General features: G+C 71.6%; 16 protein-coding genes. 8 read left to right on the top strand and 8 right to left on the bottom strand.

Translation table 11 applies throughout. From position 1 onward, the window contains the following. Together GUY59_RS41640 and GUY59_RS41635 are read right to left on the bottom strand one after the other, a co-directional pair. Nucleotides 1–840 (bottom strand): serine/threonine-protein kinase (locus tag GUY59_RS41640; protein ID WP_236668022.1); only part of this gene is annotated, 840 nt, incomplete at its 3' end. A gap of 120 nt (nucleotides 841–960) precedes the next feature. Then, nucleotides 961–1,497 carry a helix-turn-helix domain-containing protein gene (locus GUY59_RS41635; protein ID WP_138207192.1) on the bottom strand — a complete coding sequence of 179 codons (537 nt, stop codon included), beginning with the start codon at nucleotides 1,495–1,497 and terminating at the stop codon, nucleotides 961–963. 76 nt (nucleotides 1,498–1,573) lie between these two features. Between GUY59_RS41635 and GUY59_RS41630 the strand changes: the two genes are divergently transcribed. Continuing rightward, complete coding sequence (locus GUY59_RS41630) at nucleotides 1,574–2,707, top strand: aminotransferase class V-fold PLP-dependent enzyme (RefSeq protein ID WP_138207194.1); 1,134 nt, start codon at nucleotides 1,574–1,576, stop codon at nucleotides 2,705–2,707. A gap of 20 nt (nucleotides 2,708–2,727) precedes the next feature. Continuing rightward, complete coding sequence (locus GUY59_RS41625; RefSeq protein WP_201761973.1) at nucleotides 2,728–4,107, top strand: amino acid permease; 1,380 nt, start codon at nucleotides 2,728–2,730, stop codon at nucleotides 4,105–4,107. Here the strand turns inward: GUY59_RS41625 and GUY59_RS41620 are convergent. Together GUY59_RS41620 and pgi are read right to left on the bottom strand one after the other, a co-directional pair. Continuing rightward, nucleotides 4,104–4,739 carry a LysE family translocator gene (locus tag GUY59_RS41620; protein WP_138207196.1) on the bottom strand — a complete coding sequence of 212 codons (636 nt, stop codon included), beginning with the start codon at nucleotides 4,737–4,739 and terminating at the stop codon, nucleotides 4,104–4,106. The two genes, GUY59_RS41625 and GUY59_RS41620, sit on opposite strands and share 4 nt — an antisense overlap. Nucleotides 4,740–4,846: 107 nt before the next feature. Further along, nucleotides 4,847–6,490, bottom strand: coding sequence for a glucose-6-phosphate isomerase (gene pgi, locus GUY59_RS41615; RefSeq protein ID WP_138207198.1), 1,644 nt, complete (start codon nucleotides 6,488–6,490; stop codon nucleotides 4,847–4,849). 172 nt (nucleotides 6,491–6,662) lie between these two features. Between pgi and GUY59_RS41610 the strand changes: the two genes are divergently transcribed. Both GUY59_RS41610 and GUY59_RS41605 read left to right on the top strand, forming a co-directional pair. Further along, on the top strand, nucleotides 6,663–8,966 hold the full coding sequence (locus GUY59_RS41610; protein ID WP_138207200.1) for a phosphoketolase family protein: 2,304 nt from the start codon (nucleotides 6,663–6,665) through the stop codon (nucleotides 8,964–8,966). Beyond that, complete coding sequence (locus GUY59_RS41605; RefSeq protein WP_171055584.1) at nucleotides 8,942–10,162, top strand: acetate/propionate family kinase; 1,221 nt, start codon at nucleotides 8,942–8,944, stop codon at nucleotides 10,160–10,162. The genes GUY59_RS41610 and GUY59_RS41605 overlap by 25 nt, the downstream gene beginning before the upstream one ends. A 301-nt stretch (nucleotides 10,163–10,463) precedes the next feature. On the opposite strand, the gene GUY59_RS41600 is transcribed toward GUY59_RS41605, so the two are convergent. Then, nucleotides 10,464–10,877 (bottom strand): ATP-binding protein, encoded by a 414-nt coding sequence (locus GUY59_RS41600; RefSeq protein ID WP_138207204.1) that lies wholly within the window; start codon nucleotides 10,875–10,877, stop codon nucleotides 10,464–10,466. 255 nt (nucleotides 10,878–11,132) lie between these two features. Here GUY59_RS41600 and GUY59_RS41595 point away from each other — a divergent pair, with 255 nt between their 5' ends. The 3 genes from GUY59_RS41595 to GUY59_RS41585 all read left to right on the top strand — a co-directional run bounded on the left by GUY59_RS41595 (nucleotide 11,133) and on the right by GUY59_RS41585 (nucleotide 13,395). Beyond that, nucleotides 11,133–11,615, top strand: a complete 483-nt coding sequence (locus tag GUY59_RS41595; protein WP_138207206.1) for a cation:proton antiporter regulatory subunit — start codon at nucleotides 11,133–11,135, stop codon at nucleotides 11,613–11,615. A gap of 65 nt (nucleotides 11,616–11,680) precedes the next feature. Beyond that, nucleotides 11,681–12,784, top strand: a complete 1,104-nt coding sequence (locus GUY59_RS41590) for a cation:proton antiporter (RefSeq protein WP_252375186.1) — start codon at nucleotides 11,681–11,683, stop codon at nucleotides 12,782–12,784. A gap of 17 nt (nucleotides 12,785–12,801) precedes the next feature. After that, on the top strand, nucleotides 12,802–13,395 hold the full coding sequence (locus GUY59_RS41585; RefSeq protein ID WP_138207210.1) for a pentapeptide repeat-containing protein: 594 nt from the start codon (nucleotides 12,802–12,804) through the stop codon (nucleotides 13,393–13,395). Nucleotides 13,396–13,413: 18 nt separating this feature from the next. On the opposite strand, the gene GUY59_RS49510 is transcribed toward GUY59_RS41585, so the two are convergent. After that, nucleotides 13,414–13,578 carry a hypothetical protein gene (locus GUY59_RS49510; RefSeq protein ID WP_236668020.1) on the bottom strand — a complete coding sequence of 55 codons (165 nt, stop codon included), beginning with the start codon at nucleotides 13,576–13,578 and terminating at the stop codon, nucleotides 13,414–13,416. 169 nt (nucleotides 13,579–13,747) lie between these two features. On the opposite strand from GUY59_RS49510, the gene GUY59_RS41575 reads away from it, so the two are divergent. Continuing rightward, nucleotides 13,748–14,734, top strand: coding sequence for an aldo/keto reductase (locus GUY59_RS41575; protein ID WP_138207218.1), 987 nt, complete (start codon nucleotides 13,748–13,750; stop codon nucleotides 14,732–14,734). Nucleotides 14,735–14,766: 32 nt separating this feature from the next. Here the strand turns inward: GUY59_RS41575 and GUY59_RS41570 are convergent, their stop codons facing one another. After that, complete coding sequence (locus GUY59_RS41570) at nucleotides 14,767–15,756, bottom strand: hypothetical protein (RefSeq protein WP_138207212.1); 990 nt, start codon at nucleotides 15,754–15,756, stop codon at nucleotides 14,767–14,769. Continuing rightward, on the bottom strand, nucleotides 15,746–15,953 hold a 208-nt coding region (locus tag GUY59_RS41565), incomplete at its 5' end, for a hypothetical protein (RefSeq protein ID WP_442939079.1). The genes GUY59_RS41565 and GUY59_RS41570, both read right to left, overlap by 11 nt.

The following is a 15,953-nucleotide window of genomic DNA, read 5'->3' as shown; positions in this document are numbered from 1 at the left end:
CGGTGGCGGCGGGTGCGGGCTGGAGCCGCCGAGCAGGTGGAGCAGGACGTCGCGCATGGGCGGGCGGGCGGCCGGGTCCTTGGCGAGGCAGGCATGCACGACCCGGCGCAGCGGCTCCGGCAGGTCGCCCAGGAACGGTTCCTGGTTGAGCACCCGGTTGATCACCGCGGGCAGCGTGTCCTCGCCGAACGGCGGCGTGCCCGTCCCCGCGAACACCATGACCGACGCCCAGGCGAACACGTCCGCCGCCGGGCCGACGTACGCGCCCGCGAGCTGCTCGGGGGCCATGTACGCGGGGGTCCCGACCACGCTGCTGGTGACGGTGACCGCGGAGTCGGCCAGGCGGGCGATGCCGAAGTCGACGACGCGCGGCCCGTCCCGTCCGAGCAGCACGTTGGAGGGCTTGAAGTCGCGGTGCACGACCCCCGCCTCGTGGATGGCGGCCAGCGCCGTGGCGGTGCTGACGGCCAGGCGCTGCAGGTCGGCGCCGCGATGGGGGCCCGCCTCCTGGAGGGACGGGCCTTCGACGTACTCGCTGACGATGTACGGACGCCCGCTCATCGACGCGTCGAGCACCTGCGCGATGCAGAACGGCTCCACGCGCCGGGCGGCGGCGATCTCCTTGGCGAAGCCGTTGCCGCCGGCGACGGACTGGCGCAGCACCTTGACGGCCACCGGCCGGCCGTCCGGGGCCTGACCGAGGTAGACGACGCCCTGGCCGCCCTCGCCGAGCCGCCCGACGAGCCGGTAGACCGCGATCGCCTCGGGATCGTCTGGGCGCAGCGGCTCGGCGTTCGGCATGAGCGGGATGACTCCTGTGACGGCTGGGATGGATCTCATGCACCTTAACGGGATAAATCCGGATGTGTGGGCGTGTTACGTGATCGACGCGCCCACCGCCCGCGACCGCACGGCCGCGCCGGCGCAGGAGCCGCCCGGGGACCGCCCGAGCGGCCGGCCTCAGTAGCTCGGCGGGGTGGCGACGATCACGAAGTCGACCGGCTCGTCCCCGGTGTTGAGATAGCGGTGCGGCAACGAGGAGTCGAAGTGGCAGCTGTCCCCCGCCTCCAGCACGTGCTCGGCCCCTGACACCTCGACGACGAGCCGTCCCCGCAGCACGAGCACGCACTCCTCGGACGGGTGCGACCACGGCTCGGCGGCCGACGACCCGCCGGGCAACAGGTGGCCTTCCAGCACTTCCAGCCGCCCGTGCCCAGGCGACACGCGGGTGTAGGTGATCCCACCCGCGGGCGACCTGACGAGCATCCGCCCGTCGCGCCTGACCACGGCGACGGCGGCCGCGTCCGGCTCCTGGAAGAGGCTGAACAGCGGCAGGTCCAGCACCTTCGCGATCTTCCTGAGCGTTTCCAGGCTGGGGTCGGCCAGGCCGCGTTCGACCTGGCTGATCAGCCCGCTGGACACGCCCGCCTCCGTGGCCAGCTGGGCGAGGGTCAGCCCGCGTACGGTGCGCAGCTCACGGATCCTGGCGCCTATCACGCGCAGATCCTATCGGGCGTCAATCACATTGAAGTCATATTGACCTGGTTAAATACGTCCGGATAAGGTGCCCGAAATGTCGCATCTGCTGAACGCCACTCAGTTTCGGGCCGAGTTCCCCTCCCTGACCGACTCCGTGCACCTGGCGAGCTGCAGCCAGGGCGCCCTGTCGTCGCGGCTGGCGTACGCGCTGCAGGAGATCGGCCACACGCTGCGGGACAGAGGCGCACCGTGGGAGGCGTGGATGGCGGAGGTCGGCCGTGCCAGGGAGCGGTTCGCCCGGCTCATCGGCGCCGAGCCCGGCGAGGTGGCCGTGCTGTCGTGCGCCTCCGAGGCGGCCTTCCAGGCCGCCTCGTCACTCGACTGGTCCCGCCGTCCCGGCATCGTCACCACCGACCTGGAGTTCCCGTCGATCGCGCACGCCTGGCTGGCCCAGCGCGGGCGCGGCGCCACGGTACGGGTGGCCGCCGACACCGGCGAGTACGTCCCGGCGGAGGCGTACGAGCGGGTCGTCGACGAGAGCGTCAACCTGGTGTCGGTGCCGCTGCACACCTACCGCAACGGCGCCCGCCTCCCGGTCGAGGACGTCGTCCGCCTGGCGCACGCGAAGGGAGCGCGGGTGTTCGTGGACGCCTACCAGGGCGCCGGCGTCACCCCGATCGACGTCGAACGGCTCGGCTGCGACTACCTGGCGGCCGGGTCGCTCAAATACCTGCTCGGGCTGCCCGGCATCGCGTTCCTCTACGTACGCGGCGGCATCGAGCACCAGCGCGAGCCCGAGCTCACGGGCTGGTTCGGCCGCACCGACCCGTTCGCTTTCGACCCCCGGCTGCTCGACTTCCCCGAAGACGCCCGGCGGTTCGAGACCGGCACGCCGCCCATCCCGTCCGCCTACGCGGCCAACGCCGGGTTCGACCTCATCGAACGGATCGACCTGGCCGCTGTGGACGAGCACGTGTCCGCCCTGGTCGAGGAGCTGGCGCAGCGGCTCGCGGCGGCCGGCGAGCGCGTGGCGAGCCCTGCGGAGGCACGCGGCCCGCAGGTCGCCATCGCCGACGACGACCCGGCCAGGCTGGCGGCTCGGCTGGCCGAGCGCCGCATCTGGACCGCGCCGCGGGGCGACCTGCTGCGGCTGTCCTTGCACTACTACAACGACCGGTCCGACGTGGACTCGGCCGTCGAAGCCATCAGCGCCTGCCGCCGGGCCTGATCACCCCCGAAAGGTTTCTCGTGGACAACGCATCCGGATTGCGACGCAGGCTGACCGGGCGCCAGCTCACCATGATCGGGCTGGGCGGCGCGATCGGCACCGGGCTCTTCCTGGGCTCCAGCCTGGCGATCTCCCAGGCCGGCCCCGCGACCATCGTGGCGTACATCATCTGCGCGGGCGTCGCCCTGGTCATCGGCTGGTCGCTGGCCGAGATGGTCGTCGTGCACCCCGAGGCGGGCGCCTTCGGGGTCATCGCGCACCGCTACCTCGGCCCGTGGGCCGGGTTCGTGGTGCGCTGGACGTACTGGACGATCCAGGTGATCGCCATCGGCGGCGAGGTCATCGCGGCCGGGATCTACGTGCAGTTCTGGTGGCCGTCGCTGCCGCTGTGGCTGCCCGTCACCGTCTTCTCGGCCGTGGTGCTCGTCGTGAACACCGCCGCGGTCAAGCTGTTCGGCGAGGTCGAGTACTGGTTCGCGATGGTCAAAGTCATGGCGATCATCGTGTTCATCCTGCTCGGCGTGCTGCTCATCACCATGGGCCTGCCCGGCTCGGAGGCCACCGGCGTCTCGAACCTCACCGCGCACGACGGATTCCTGCCCAACGGGATGAGCGGGCTGTTCCTGGCCATGGTGTTCGTGTTGTTCAGCTACATCGGCACGGAAGTCGTCTCCGTCACCGCCGCCGAGTCGGAGAACCCCGTACGCGACATACCGCGCGCCGCCCGCCGCATGGTCACCCGGCTCGCCCTCTTCTACGTGCTGGCCATCGCGATCGTGCTCACCGTCGTGCCGTGGACCACGACCGCCCAGGGCGGCTCCGTGACCGAGAGCCCTTTCGTCACGGTCTTCTCCGCCGCCGGGGTCCCGGCCGCGGCGACCGTCATGAACTTCGTCGTGCTGACCGCCGCGCTGTCCAGCGCCAACACGAACCTCTACCTGACCACCAGGATGATGCACTCGCTCGCCGCCAACAGGTACGCCCCCGCCTGGACCGGGCGGCTCAGCACCGCCGGCGTGCCGCGCAACGCGCTCGCCCTGTCGGCGCTCGGCCTCGCGCTCGCCGCGATCGTCTCGGCGGCCAGCGAGAGCGGGGCGTACCTGGCGTTGTTCGGCGTGTCGGTGTTCGGGGCGCTGGTCGTGTGGCTGCTGATCCTCATGACCCACTACACCTTCCGGCGCACCCGCTCCGCGCAGGGGCTGCCGCCGTCGCCGGTGCGGTTGTGGGGCGCGCCCGTCACGTCGGGGCTCGTGATGCTCTTCCTCGCCGCGGTGCTCGTCTCGACGTTGTTCATCGACTCCCTGCGGCCCGCGTGGTGGGCGGGCGTCCCGTTCTTCGTGATCGTCAGCCTCGCGTACGCCGTCGTCTCCCGCCGCTCGACGTCACCGGTGCGGCTCTAGGGGCGGCCGGAGGCGGCCAGCCCGACGCCGAGGGCGATCAGGGCGGCGCCCGTCAGGCCGTCCACGGTTCTGCGTACGGAGGGCCTGGCGAAGACCCTGCGCAGCGTCCCGACGATGGTGGCCACCACCAGGAACCACGCGACCGTGCCCGTCAGCGCGATCACCGACAGCACCAGGGTGTCCGCCGGCGAGGCGCCGGAGCTGACGAACTGGGGCATCAGGGCCACGAAGAACAGGGCGGCCTTGGGGTTGAGCACGTTGGTGAGCAGCCCTTCGACGAAGGCCGCCCATGCGCCGCGCCCTCCTGGGTCCGGCACGTCGAGCGCCAGGTGACCGCCCCGGCCCAGGGCGGCGCGCAGCGCCTTGACCCCGAGGTAGAGCAGGTAGGCGGCGCCGGCCACCTTCACCACGGTGAACGCCATGGCCGAGGCGGCCAGCAGCGCCGCGACGCCGGTGGCCGCGGCCAGCACCCACACGAAGACGCCCACGGAGATTCCCGTCGCCGCAGCCATGCCGTGCCCGCGCCCGGAGACGGCCGAGCGGCGTACGACGACCGCGAAGTCAGGGCCGGGAGACATCGCGCCGAGCAGCACCACCCCGCCGAAAGCGACGAACTGCGTCATAGAGGCCATGGCGTCCACTGTAGGCGCCCGCGCGCCCCGATCGCCGGTGTACGTCGGTGGCGCCGAGGCCGAAGCCGCCCCGATCCGCCCGCCTGGCCGGCGTCGCAGGTGCGGGCTCAGACGCGGCGGCCCCGCAGCTCGCGGTAGCGGCGCACGAGCCGCTCGGTGGAGGGGTCGGGCAGCGTGGCCGCGCTCGGCTCCGGCGGCTCGGCGGAGGTGAGCGCGGGCTCCAGGTCGAGCGCCATCTTCTTGCCCAGCTCGACACCCCACTGGTCGAAGGAGTCGACGCCCCAGATCGTGCCCTCGACGAAGACGATGTGCTCGTAGAGGGCGACGAGCTGGCCCAGCGTGGACGGGGTCAGCTTGGGCACCAGGATCGTGGAGGTGGGCCGGTTGCCCGGCATCACCTTGTGGGGGACGATCTCGGCCGCGGTGCCCTCGCCCGCGATCTCCTCGGCCGTCCTGCCGAACGCCAGCGCCGAGGTCTGCGCGAGCAGGTTGGCGACGAGCTGGTCGTGCATGCCCTCACGGTCCTCGAAGGGCTCGGCGAAGCCGATGAAGTCGGCGGGCACCAGCCGGGTGCCCTGGTGGAGCAGCTGGTAGAAGGCGTGCTGGCCGTTGGTGCCCGGCTCGCCCCAGAAGATCTCGCCGGTCCCGGCGGTCACGGGGGTGCCGTCGGCGCGCACCGACTTGCCGTTGGACTCCATCGTGAGCTGCTGCAGGTAGGCGGGGAAGCGGTGCAGCCGCTGGCTGTAGGGCAGCACGGCGCGGGTCTCGGCGCCGAAGAAGTCGTTGTACCAGACCCCGAGCAGGGCCATCAGCACCGGCATGTTGGCCTCGAACGGCGCCGTGCGGAAGTGCTCGTCGATGGTGTGGAAGCCGGCCAGCATCTCACGGAACCGCTCGGGCCCGATCGCGATCATCAGGGAGAGGCCGATGGCGCCGTCGTAGGAGTAGCGGCCGCCCACCCAGTCCCAGAAGCCGAACATGTTGTCGGTGTCGATGCCGAACTCGGCGACCTTCGCGGCGTTGGTGGAAACGGCGACGAAGTGGCGGGACACCGCGTCCTCGCCGAGCGCGTCGACCAGCCAGCGGCGCGCGACCCTGGCGTTGGTCAGCGTCTCGAGCGTGGTGAACGTCTTGGAACTGATCACGAACAGCGTGGTCGCGGGATCGAGCCCGGCGAGGGCGCCGGTGATGTCGGCCGGGTCGATGTTGGAGACGAACCTGGCCGCGATGCCCGCGTCGGCGTAGTCGCGCAGCCCTTCGTAGGCCATGGCGGGGCCCAGGTCGGAGCCGCCGATGCCGATGTTGACGACGGTCTCGATGGGCCTGCCGGTGGCGCCCTTCCACTCCTGCGACCGGATCCGGCCGGAGAAGGCACTCATCTTGTCGAGCACGGCGTGCACGTCGGCCACGACGTCCTGGCCGTCGACCACCAACCGCGTCTCACGCGGCATGCGCAGCGCGACGTGCAGGACGGCGCGGTCCTCGCTGACGTTGATGTGCTCGCCGCCGAACATGGCCGCGATCCGCTCGCGCAGCCCCGCCCGCTCGGCCAGGGCCAGCAGCAGGCCGATCGTCTCGCTCGTGGCGCGGTGTTTGGAGTAGTCGAGGTAGAGGTCGCCCGCGGCCGCCGTCATGCGCTCGGCGCGGCCCGGGTCGTCCGCGAACAGCTCGCGGAGCCGGGTGCCCGCCAGCTCGCCGTGGTGCTTGCCGAGGGCAGCCCACTCCTGGCTCCGGGTGATGTCGCCGTTCACGCTCTTCCTCCTCGCGTCGCCGAACCGATCACCATGGTCCCGTAACCACGTACCCCCCGGCGCTGATTCCGCGCGTGGCGGAGGAGATCCTTTGCGTCCACATCTCGCCTGCCCGGCACCTTGCCGGGCGAGATGTGGATTCAGCTCGCTCTACGGAGGAAGCAGCAGGAGCATGGAGCACATCGACACGTACTGGCGGGCGGCCAACTATCTGTCCGTCGGGCAGATCTATCTGCTGGACAATCCGCTGCTGAGCGAGCCACTGCGGCCGGAGCACATCAAGCCGCGCCTGCTCGGCCACTGGGGCACCACGCCGGGGCTGAACTTCTGCTTCGCCCACCTCAACCGGGTGATCAAGGAACGCGACCAGGACATGATCTACATCGCCGGCCCCGGTCACGGCGGCCCCGCGGCCGTCGCGCACGCCTGGCTGGAGGGTTCCTACTCCGAGCGCTACCCCGACGTCTCGCAGGACGTCGCGGGCATGCGGCGGTTGTTCCGCCAGTTCTCCTTCCCCGGCGGCGTGCCCAGCCACGTCGCGCCCGAGACGCCCGGGTCCATCCATGAAGGAGGCGAGCTGGGCTATTCGCTCGCGCACGCCCACGGCGCCGCCTTCGACAACCCGGACCTGGTCGTGGCCTGCGTCATCGGCGACGGCGAGGCCGAGACCGGCCCCCTGGCCGCCGGCTGGCACGCCAACAAGTTCGCCGACCGCCGCCGCGACGGCGTGGTGCTGCCCATCCTGCACCTGAACGGATACAAGATCGCCAACCCGACCGTGCTCGCCCGCATCCCCGAGCACGAGCTGATCAAACTCATGGAGGGGTACGGCTACCGCCCCCACCTGGTCGGCCCCGATCACGCCGAGATGGCCGGCACGCTCGACACCGCCTGGGACGAGATGGCCGCGTACAAGGCGGGCGACGCCGACCGCCTCCCCATGATCATCCTGCGCACGCCGAAGGGGTGGACCGGGCCGCGCGAGGTGGACGGCAAGCCCGTCGAGGGCACCTGGCGGGCCCATCAGGTGCCGCTGCCGAAGGTGCGCGAGAACCCCTCGCACCTGGCCATGCTGGAGGAGTGGATGCGCTCCTACCGTCCCGAGGAGCTGTTCGACGCCGACGGGCGCCCGGCCGCGAAGGTGGCGGACACCGTGCCCGCCGGACCACGCAGGATGAGCGCCAACCCGCACGCCAACGGCGGCGAGCTGCTGGAGCCGCTGCGGCTGCCGGACTTCCGCACCCACGCGGTCGAGGTCAAGTCGCCCGCCGTGCAGGAGACCGAGCCGACGCGGGTGTTCGGCGGGCTGCTGCGCGACGTGATCGCCAGGAATCCGCACACGTTCCGGCTGATGGGCCCGGACGAGACCGCCTCCAACCGGCTGCAGGAGGTGTTCGAGGTGACCGACCGGGCCTGGGACGCCGAACTGCTGCCCACCGACGAGAACCTCGGCACCGGCGGGCGCGTCATGGAGGTGCTGAGCGAGCACCTGTGCCAGGGCTGGCTGGAAGGCTATCTGCTGACCGGCCGCCACGGGCTGTTCAACTGCTACGAGGCCTTCATCCACATCGTCGACTCCATGTTCAACCAGCACGCCAAGTGGCTGGAGTCGTCGCAGAAGATCCCGTGGCGGCGGCCGGTCGCGTCGCTGACGTACCTGCTGTCGTCGCACGTGTGGCGCCAGGACCACAACGGCTTCAGCCACCAGGACCCCGGCTTCCTCGACGTCGTCGTCAACAAGAAGGCCTCCGTGGTCCGCGTCTACCTGCCGCCGGACGCCAACACGCTGCTCTCCGTCGGCGACCACTGCCTGCGCTCGCGTGACTACGTCAACGTCATCGTCGCCGGCAAGCAGCCCATACTCGACCTGTTCACCATGGACGAGGCCATCGCCCACTGCACGCGCGGCCTCGGCATCCTGCCCTGGGCCTCCTCCGACCAGGGGGCCGAGCCGGACGTGGTGCTCGCCTGCGCGGGCGACGTGCCCACCCTGGAGACGCTCGGCGCCGCCGCGCTGCTGCGCGAGCACCTGCCCGAGTTGAAAGTACGCGTGGTCAACGTCGTCGACCTCATGCGCCTCCAGCCGCGGTCGGAGCACCCGCACGGTCTGTCGGACGCCGAGTTCGACACGCTCTTCACGACGAGCAGGCCGGTGATCTTCAACTTCCACGGCTACCCCTCGCTCATCCACCAGCTCACCTACCGGCGGCACGGCCACGACAACTTCCACGTACGCGGATACAAGGAGGAGGGCACCACCACCACGCCCTTCGACATGTGCATGCTCAACGACATCGACCGTTACCACCTGGTCATGGACGTCATCGACCGTGTGCCCGGCCTCGGCGCCACCCAGGCGCACCTGCGCCAGCACATGAGCGACGAACGGCTGCGCGCCCGCGCCCACACGCGCGAGCACGGCGAGGACCCCGCCGACATAAGGTCGTGGACGTGGCCGGCCGCATCCTCGTCCTGAACACCGGCTCCTCGTCCATCAAGTACGAGCTCATCGACGTCCGCACCCGCGAGCGCCCCGCCGGGGGCCTGGTCGAGCGCATCGGCGAGGACGAGGGACGCCTGACGCACCACGCGGGTGGCGGACCGCCCCACGAGCGGCGGGCCCGTTTCCCCGGGCACGCCGAAGGGCTCGGCGCGGTCATGGAGGCGTTCCGGACGGCCGGACCCGAACTGGACCCGGTGGCGGTAGGGCACCGGGTCGTGCACGGCGGCACCACGTTCACCGAGGCCGTGCTCATCGACGACGCCGTGATCGCAGCCATCGGGCGGCTCGCGCCGCTCGCGCCCCTGCACAACCCGGTCAACCTGACCGGCATCCGGGTCGCGCGCTCGGCGTTCCCCGGGGTGCCGCAGGTGGCCGTGTTCGACACCGCCTTCCAGCTGGCCCTGCCGCCCGCCGCGTACACGTACGCGGTGCCGCGCGACTGGCGCGAGCGGCTGGGCGTGCGGCGTTTCGGCTTCCACGGCACCTCGTGCGCCTACGTCTCGCGCCGCGCCGCCGCCCTGCTCGGCCGCGACCTGGCCGGGCTCGACCTCATCGTGCTGCACCTGGGCAACGGCGCCAGCGCCACCGCCGTCTCCGGCGGGCGCAGCGTCGACACCTCCATGGGGCTGACTCCGCTGGAGGGCCTGGTCATGGGCACCCGCTCGGGCGACGTCGACCCGGCGATCTGCGGCTACCTCGCCCGGGTGGACGGGATGGACGCCGAGCGGGTGGAGGAGGCGCTCGGCCGCCAGGGCGGGCTGCTCGGCCTCACCGGCAGCGGCGACATGCGCGAGGTGCGCGCCCGCGACGACGACGAGGCTCGGCTGGCTCTGGAGGTCTACACCAGGCGCATCCGTAAGTACGTCGGCGCCTACTACGCGCTGCTGGGCCGGGTGGACGCGATCGTGTTCACGGGCGGGGTCGGGGAACACGACGCCGCCACCCGCGCCGAGTCGCTGGCCGGGCTGGACCGGCTCGGCATCACCGTCGACCCCGCGCTCAACCGGGCCGGGCCAGGGGGCGAGCGCGCGGTGTCGCCGCCCGGCGCCGAGGTTGCCGTGCTCGTCATCCCCACGGACGAGGAATGGGAGATCGCCCGCGAGGCCCTCGCCCTGATCGGCGAGCACCCCACGACCGAACCGCCCCCTGACAGCCCGGCCACCGCCTAGCACCGCCGGCCGGACCAGGTCACCACCCACCAGACGGCGTCACGGTCGAATCATGCAAGCCACCGCCGGACGCGCCAACCCGCCGCCGAGCAGGTCCCACCACCGGACCGGACCAGCAAGCGACCAGGCGGGCCGGAAGACGGCCGAACGGACCAGCGAGCGGCCCAAGGGCCGAGGGACCGGGACGCGGCACGAGGAGAACGCGGCACGAGGAGAACGCGGCATGAGGAGAACGCGGCATGAGGAGAACGCGGCATGAGGAGAACGCGGCATGAGGAGAGAGAGGAAGCGGTTCAGCGGGTCAGATTTCCGCTGGGCGGATTCGGGTGAGGCCGGCGGTGAGTTCGCACCACACCGTCTTGCCGCCCTCGACCGGCGCGATGCCCCAGCCGGTGGACAGCAGCCTGACGACGTGCAGCCCCCAGCCGTCGCCGGGGCCGGGCTCGCGGGGCCGGGGCAGGTCGGCGCCGGCGTCGCTCACCTCGATCCGCACGCTGAACGCGTCCGCCCGCATGCGCAGCGAGGGCGGGCCGTCACCGTGCACGAGGGCATTGGTGACCAGCTCCGACACCACCAGGAGAACGTCCTCGTGCTGCCCTTGGTAGCCGCGCGCGGCCAGGGCCTCACCGATGATCTGCCGCGATGCCGTGATGCTGCCCATCTCTTCAGGCAACCGGGTGTCGACGTGGTACGGCTGCGCCTCCTTGTTGCCCATTCCTCTGCTCTCGGGGGTCTCGTGCGGCCGGTGGGCCGTCCGCTGGACGCGTTCTCGTCACGTTGCGCCGTTGAGCAGTCTCCCACGAGTCACCATTTCGCGTACGACAGGGGCGCGACCGGCAGTGAGCGGCCGTGAACCGGCACCGGACCGGCGGGCGCAGGCGTGGCCGGGGGGTCGGTAAGCGTGTGTATAACGCGGGTAATGCATTGGTAGGGTTGTCCGGAAAAATGCGGATCTGAACAGGTGGGACAGGTGGAGGTCGAACAAACAGCATTGCCCGGCATCGGTCTGCGGCACGATTTCACGACGCGCAAAGGACAGCGGGTCGGCATCGTGTCCCACCGCACTGGGCGCCGGGACCTCGTGATCTACGACAAAGAGGATCCCGACGCCGTCTGCCACACGGTCAAGCTCAACGACGAGGAGGCGGACACACTGGCCGAGCTTCTGGGGGCACCGCGCATCGTGCAACGTCTCAACCAGTTGCACGAACAGGTCGAAGGCCTGGTCAGCGTGCAGTTGCCGATACCGGCCGACTCCCCGTACGTGGGACGCCCCATGGGGGACGCCCGGGTGCGCACGCGTACCAGCGCCTCCATCGTGGCCGTCGTGCGCGGCGGCAAGGTGTTCGCCAGTCCTGGACCCGATTTCGTCTTCGCCGTCGGTGACGTCGTGGTCGTCGTCGGCAGCGAGGACACCACCGCCGAGGTCGCCGGCATTTTGGCAGAAGGGTAGGGCCGCGGGTGCACGAAACCGCGATCCTATTCCTGGAATTCGGAGCAGTACTACTGGGTCTTGGAGTGTTGGGCGCGCTGGCCTTGCGCGGCGGCATCTCCCCCATCCCCCTCTATCTGATCGCCGGGCTGGCGTTCGGCACGGGCGGCGTGCTGCCGCTGGCCACCAGCGAGGAGTTCATCTCCATCGGCGCGGAGCTGGGCGTCGTCCTGCTGCTGCTGACGCTGGGTCTGGAGTACAACGCCGACGAACTCGTCACCAGCTTGACGAGCAATGCCCGCGCCGGCATCGTCGACCTGGTGCTCAACGCGGCGCCGGGCGCGATCATCGCGCTGCTGCTGGACTGGGGCCCGGTCGCGGCGGTGGCCATGGCCGGTGTCACCTACGCCACCTCGTCGGGCATCACCGCGAAGGTGCTGTCGGATCTCGGGTGGATCGGTAACCGGGAGACGCCGACGGTCCTGTCGCTGCTGGTGTTCGAAGACCTCACCATGGCGGTCTACCTGCCGGTCCTGACGACCATGCTGGCCGGGCTGAGCCTGGTGAGCGGGGCGATCTCGGTGGGCATCGCGCTCCTCACGGTCAGCATCGTGCTGGTGGTGGCGCTGCGGTTCGGGCGCTTCATCGAGGCGTTCGTGTCCAGCCCCAACTCCGAGGTGTTATTGCTCAAGGTGGTCGGCCTGGCCCTGCTGGTCGCCGGCCTCGCCCAGCAGCTGCAGGTCTCGGCGGCGGTCGGCGCGTTCCTGGTGGGCATCGCGCTCTCCGGAGAGCTGGCCGAGGACGCGCAGGCGCTGCTCGCGCCGCTGCGTGACCTGTTCGCCGCGGTGTTCTTCGTGTTCTTCGGCTTCCAGACCGACCCGGCGAAGATCCTGCCGGTGGCCGGACTGGCGGCGCTGCTGGCGCTGGTCAGCATGATCACGAAAGTGGTCACCGGCATGTACGCGGCCAAACGGGCGGGCATCGCGAGGGCCGGACAGGCACGAGCGGGCATCGCGCTCGTCCCCCGCGGCGAGTTCAACATCGTCATCGCCGGTCTCGCGGTCGGCGCGGGCGCGCATCCCGACCTGGGGGCGCTGGCGGCGGCGTACGTGCTCATCCTTGCCGCGTTCGGGCCCCTGGCGGCCAAGGCCGTGCAGCCACTCATCACCGCCATCGCGAAGCGGGCCTGACCCGCTAGTTTGTTCGCATGGCCCATCCCACAGAGAAGACGATCTGGTCCACGGACTGGGACACGCTTGAGATCTCCGGAGAGAGCCACCGCCGGGTGCTGTTCCAGGACGTGGACATGACGGAGCTCGCCGACCGCGGCTCGTCGTTCGAGGAGTGTCACTTCAGCAACGTGCGGTTCAACGTGTCGGAGCACACCGACGCGAGCTTCCTCAACTGCACGTTCACGCGGTGCTCGCTCTTCGACGCCACGTTCACGGGGTGCAAGCTGACCGGGAGCGTGTTCGACGGCTGCACGTACGGCCTGCTGAAGGTCGAGGGCGGCGACTGGTCCTACGCCGGCCTGGCCGGGGCCGACCTGCGGGGCTGCTCCTTCCACGGCACCCGGCTGCGCGAGGCCGACCTGGCGGGCGCCCGGCTGGAGCGGGCGGAGCTGCGGCGGGCCGACCTGACGGGAGCGTCGCTGCGCGGAGCCGACCTGACGAAGTGCGATCTGCGCGGCAGCGACCTCAGCACGCTCGACCCGCGCACGGTCACGTTGACCGGCGCGATCATCGACCCGTTCCAGGCCACGGTCGTGGCCGGCGCGATGGGGCTGGACGTCCGGGACTGACCGGCGGCGAGCGCGGGGTCAGCCGGTCACCGGCTGGAGGGCGGCCGGCGCTGCCGGCGTGGTCAGGTCGGATCTGCGCAGCCCCGGCGTGCGGCGCCTCGGGCCGTCGGGCAGCCCCGCGTCGGCGGGTTCGACGGCCTCGCGGCGGGAGCGCAGGAAGGTGCCGAGCTGGTTGTCGCTCACGCCTGAAGTGTACGGAAGATCCGCCTTGCGTCATCGTGGCCCCGGGAGAGCCAGTCCCCCCATGGTCTTCCTCCGCGGCCCGAGTTCGGTGAAGGGTGGAGCGCATGACGACCACGATCCGATCGAAAGCGGGGGCGGCGCCCGTCCGTACCAGGTGGGGGCTCTCATGATGCGTTACCGGCTGCTGGGCCGTACCGGGCTCAGGGTCTCCCAGCTGTTCCTCGGCGCGATGACCTACCGTGAGTCCTCGCCCGAGGTACGCCGCGTCTTCGACCTGTACGCCGACGCCGGAGGCAACGTCGTGGACACGGCGTCCATATACGGCGAGAGCGAGAACGTCGTCGGCGAGCTGCTCCAGGGCCGGCGCGACCGTTTCGTCCTGGCCACGAAGTACACCGGCAGCATCGACGGCACCGACCCCAACGCGGCCGGCAACCACCGCAAGAGCCTCGTCCGGTCGCTGGAGCAGAGCCTGCGGCGGCTGCGCACCGACTACGTCGACCTGTTCTGGGTGCACGTCTGGGACCGGCACACCCCCGTCGAGGAGACCATGCGCGCGCTGGACGACGCGGTCAGCGCGGGCAAGGTGCTCTACGCCGGCATCTCCGACGCGCCCGCCTGGGTGGCGAGCCGGGCCAACACGCTGGCCGAGTGGCGGGGGTGGACGCCGTTCGCCGGGTTGCAGGTGCCGTACAGCCTGCTCTCGCGTGACGTGGAGCGGGAGCTGCTGCCGATGGCGCAGGCGTACGGGATGAGCGTGGCGGCGTGGGGGGTGCTCGCGCAGGGGGTGCTGTCCGGCCGCTACAACGCGCCGGACGCGGCGGCCTCGCGGCGCGATCCCGGCTCCCTGACCGAGCGGGAGCGTACGGCGGCGCGTGCCGTGGTGGAGGTGGCCGCCGAGCTGGGCGTCACCGCGTCACAGGTGGCCATCGCGTGGGTGCTGCGGCGCGGGGTGCATCCGATCCTCGGAGCGAGCACCGTGGAGCAGCTCAAGGACAACCTGGCGGCGACCGGGGTGGAGCTGCCCGGCGAGGCGGCGCGGCGGCTGGAGTCCGCGGTCGGCTTCGAGCTGGGTTTCCCCGGCGACTTCATCGACCAGGTGGACCGCAGTCCCGGGATCTACGGCGAGGCCGTCGACCGCCTCGACGGCCGGTGACCGCCGGTCCTTGCGCCACCCGAACACGGGTGTCAGCACAGCGACATGGCCGTCTCCCACAGGCCGGGCAGCCCGGCGAGCACGCGGTCGGCGCGTCGCCTGCGGTCGGCGTACGTCTCCGCGCCCAGGTCGGCGAGCAGGTCCAGCAGCCCGTCCTCGTGTCCCCGCTCCCCTGCGGCGGCCCGCTTGGCCAGGCACCGCGCGTAGGTGGCGGCGATCCAGAAGACCGCCTCTCTGTGCAGCCCGCGCGCGATGAGGTCCCGGCTGCCGTCGATGGCGACGGGCCTGGCCACGGCGGAGATGTCGGAGTCGAACCGGTACACGGGCGCCCGCACGGCCGCGGCGGCGTCGAACACCGTCTCCAGCGCCGCCAGGTGCCGCTCGACCCTGGCCGCGTCGAGGCCGGCGCAGCCGAGCCAGTCGAGCAGGGTCTCGTGGACGTCCAGGCGGCCGTGGGCGGCGAGCAGGTCGCGCACGGCCGCGTACCGCCGCCGGACCGTCGGGTTGCGCAGCCCGGCGACCAGCAGCACGTGCGTGGTGACCCCGGTGCCGAACAACCAGCCGGTGACCTGGTCGTGCAGCGGCGCCGACGGGTCCATGCCGCCGAGGAACGCGCGAACGCGGTCCATCGCGCCCGCGCAGCGTGCCGTCGTCCACGCTCGCACGGCGAAGTCGCGGGCGACGACCCGCTGGATGGCGCTGAGGCGCCCCGTCGGGTCGGCCAGCACGCACGGCAGATGGAAGCTGCCGGCCAGGTGGTAGTCGGCCAGGACGTCGTCCGCGGACCCGATGCGGGGCATGGAGGAGACCTCGAGCAGCGCCCCCTCGTAGGCGAACTTGCCCGGCCTGACGCCGGGGCCGGCGATCAGCATGACGTCGACGTCGGACGCCGGGTCGAGTGCGGCGCGCGGGTCGCCCCACAACACCGACCCGGTCAGGAACGCTCCTCCGAATCCGGGCAGCGTGGCGCCCTCCGTCTGCACCCACCGGCCGGCGATCTGCCGGGCCTGCTCATTGAGCACCCGGCTCCTCTCCTCCGGGGCGCCGGCGCGCGGCCCGGAGCCCGACGACCGCGCCGAGCACGACGAGCACCGCCAGCGCGACCCAGATCCAGGCGGGCACGCCGGACGACTCCGTCGCCGAGGCGGCGTCGTCCTGCGCGGTCGCGGTGGCGGGCGCGTCGGAGGCGGGCGGGGACGCGGCGGGCGCCGACGAGGCC

This window comes from Nonomuraea sp. K271, assembly GCF_009908215.1.
GTDB lineage: Bacteria > Actinomycetota > Actinomycetes > Streptosporangiales > Streptosporangiaceae > Nonomuraea > Nonomuraea longispora.
Note: the sequence above shows the minus strand (reverse complement) of the source record. Positions and strands in the feature narration are given on the sequence as shown.

Excerpts from the sequence above, each read along its gene's own strand:
- GUY59_RS41630 (WP_138207194.1), top strand. The coding sequence starts at position 1,574 with ATGTCGCATCTGCTGAACGCCACTCAGTTTCGGGCCGAGTTCCCCTCC.
- GUY59_RS41610 (WP_138207200.1), top strand. The coding sequence starts at position 6,663 with ATGGAGCACATCGACACGTACTGGCGGGCGGCCAACTATCTGTCCGTC.
- GUY59_RS41620 (WP_138207196.1), bottom strand. The coding sequence starts at position 4,739 with ATGGCCTCTATGACGCAGTTCGTCGCTTTCGGCGGGGTGGTGCTGCTC.
- GUY59_RS41585 (WP_138207210.1), top strand. The coding sequence starts at position 12,802 with ATGGCCCATCCCACAGAGAAGACGATCTGGTCCACGGACTGGGACACG.
- GUY59_RS41600 (WP_138207204.1), bottom strand. The coding sequence starts at position 10,877 with ATGGGCAACAAGGAGGCGCAGCCGTACCACGTCGACACCCGGTTGCCT.
- GUY59_RS41575 (WP_138207218.1), top strand. The coding sequence starts at position 13,748 with ATGCGTTACCGGCTGCTGGGCCGTACCGGGCTCAGGGTCTCCCAGCTG.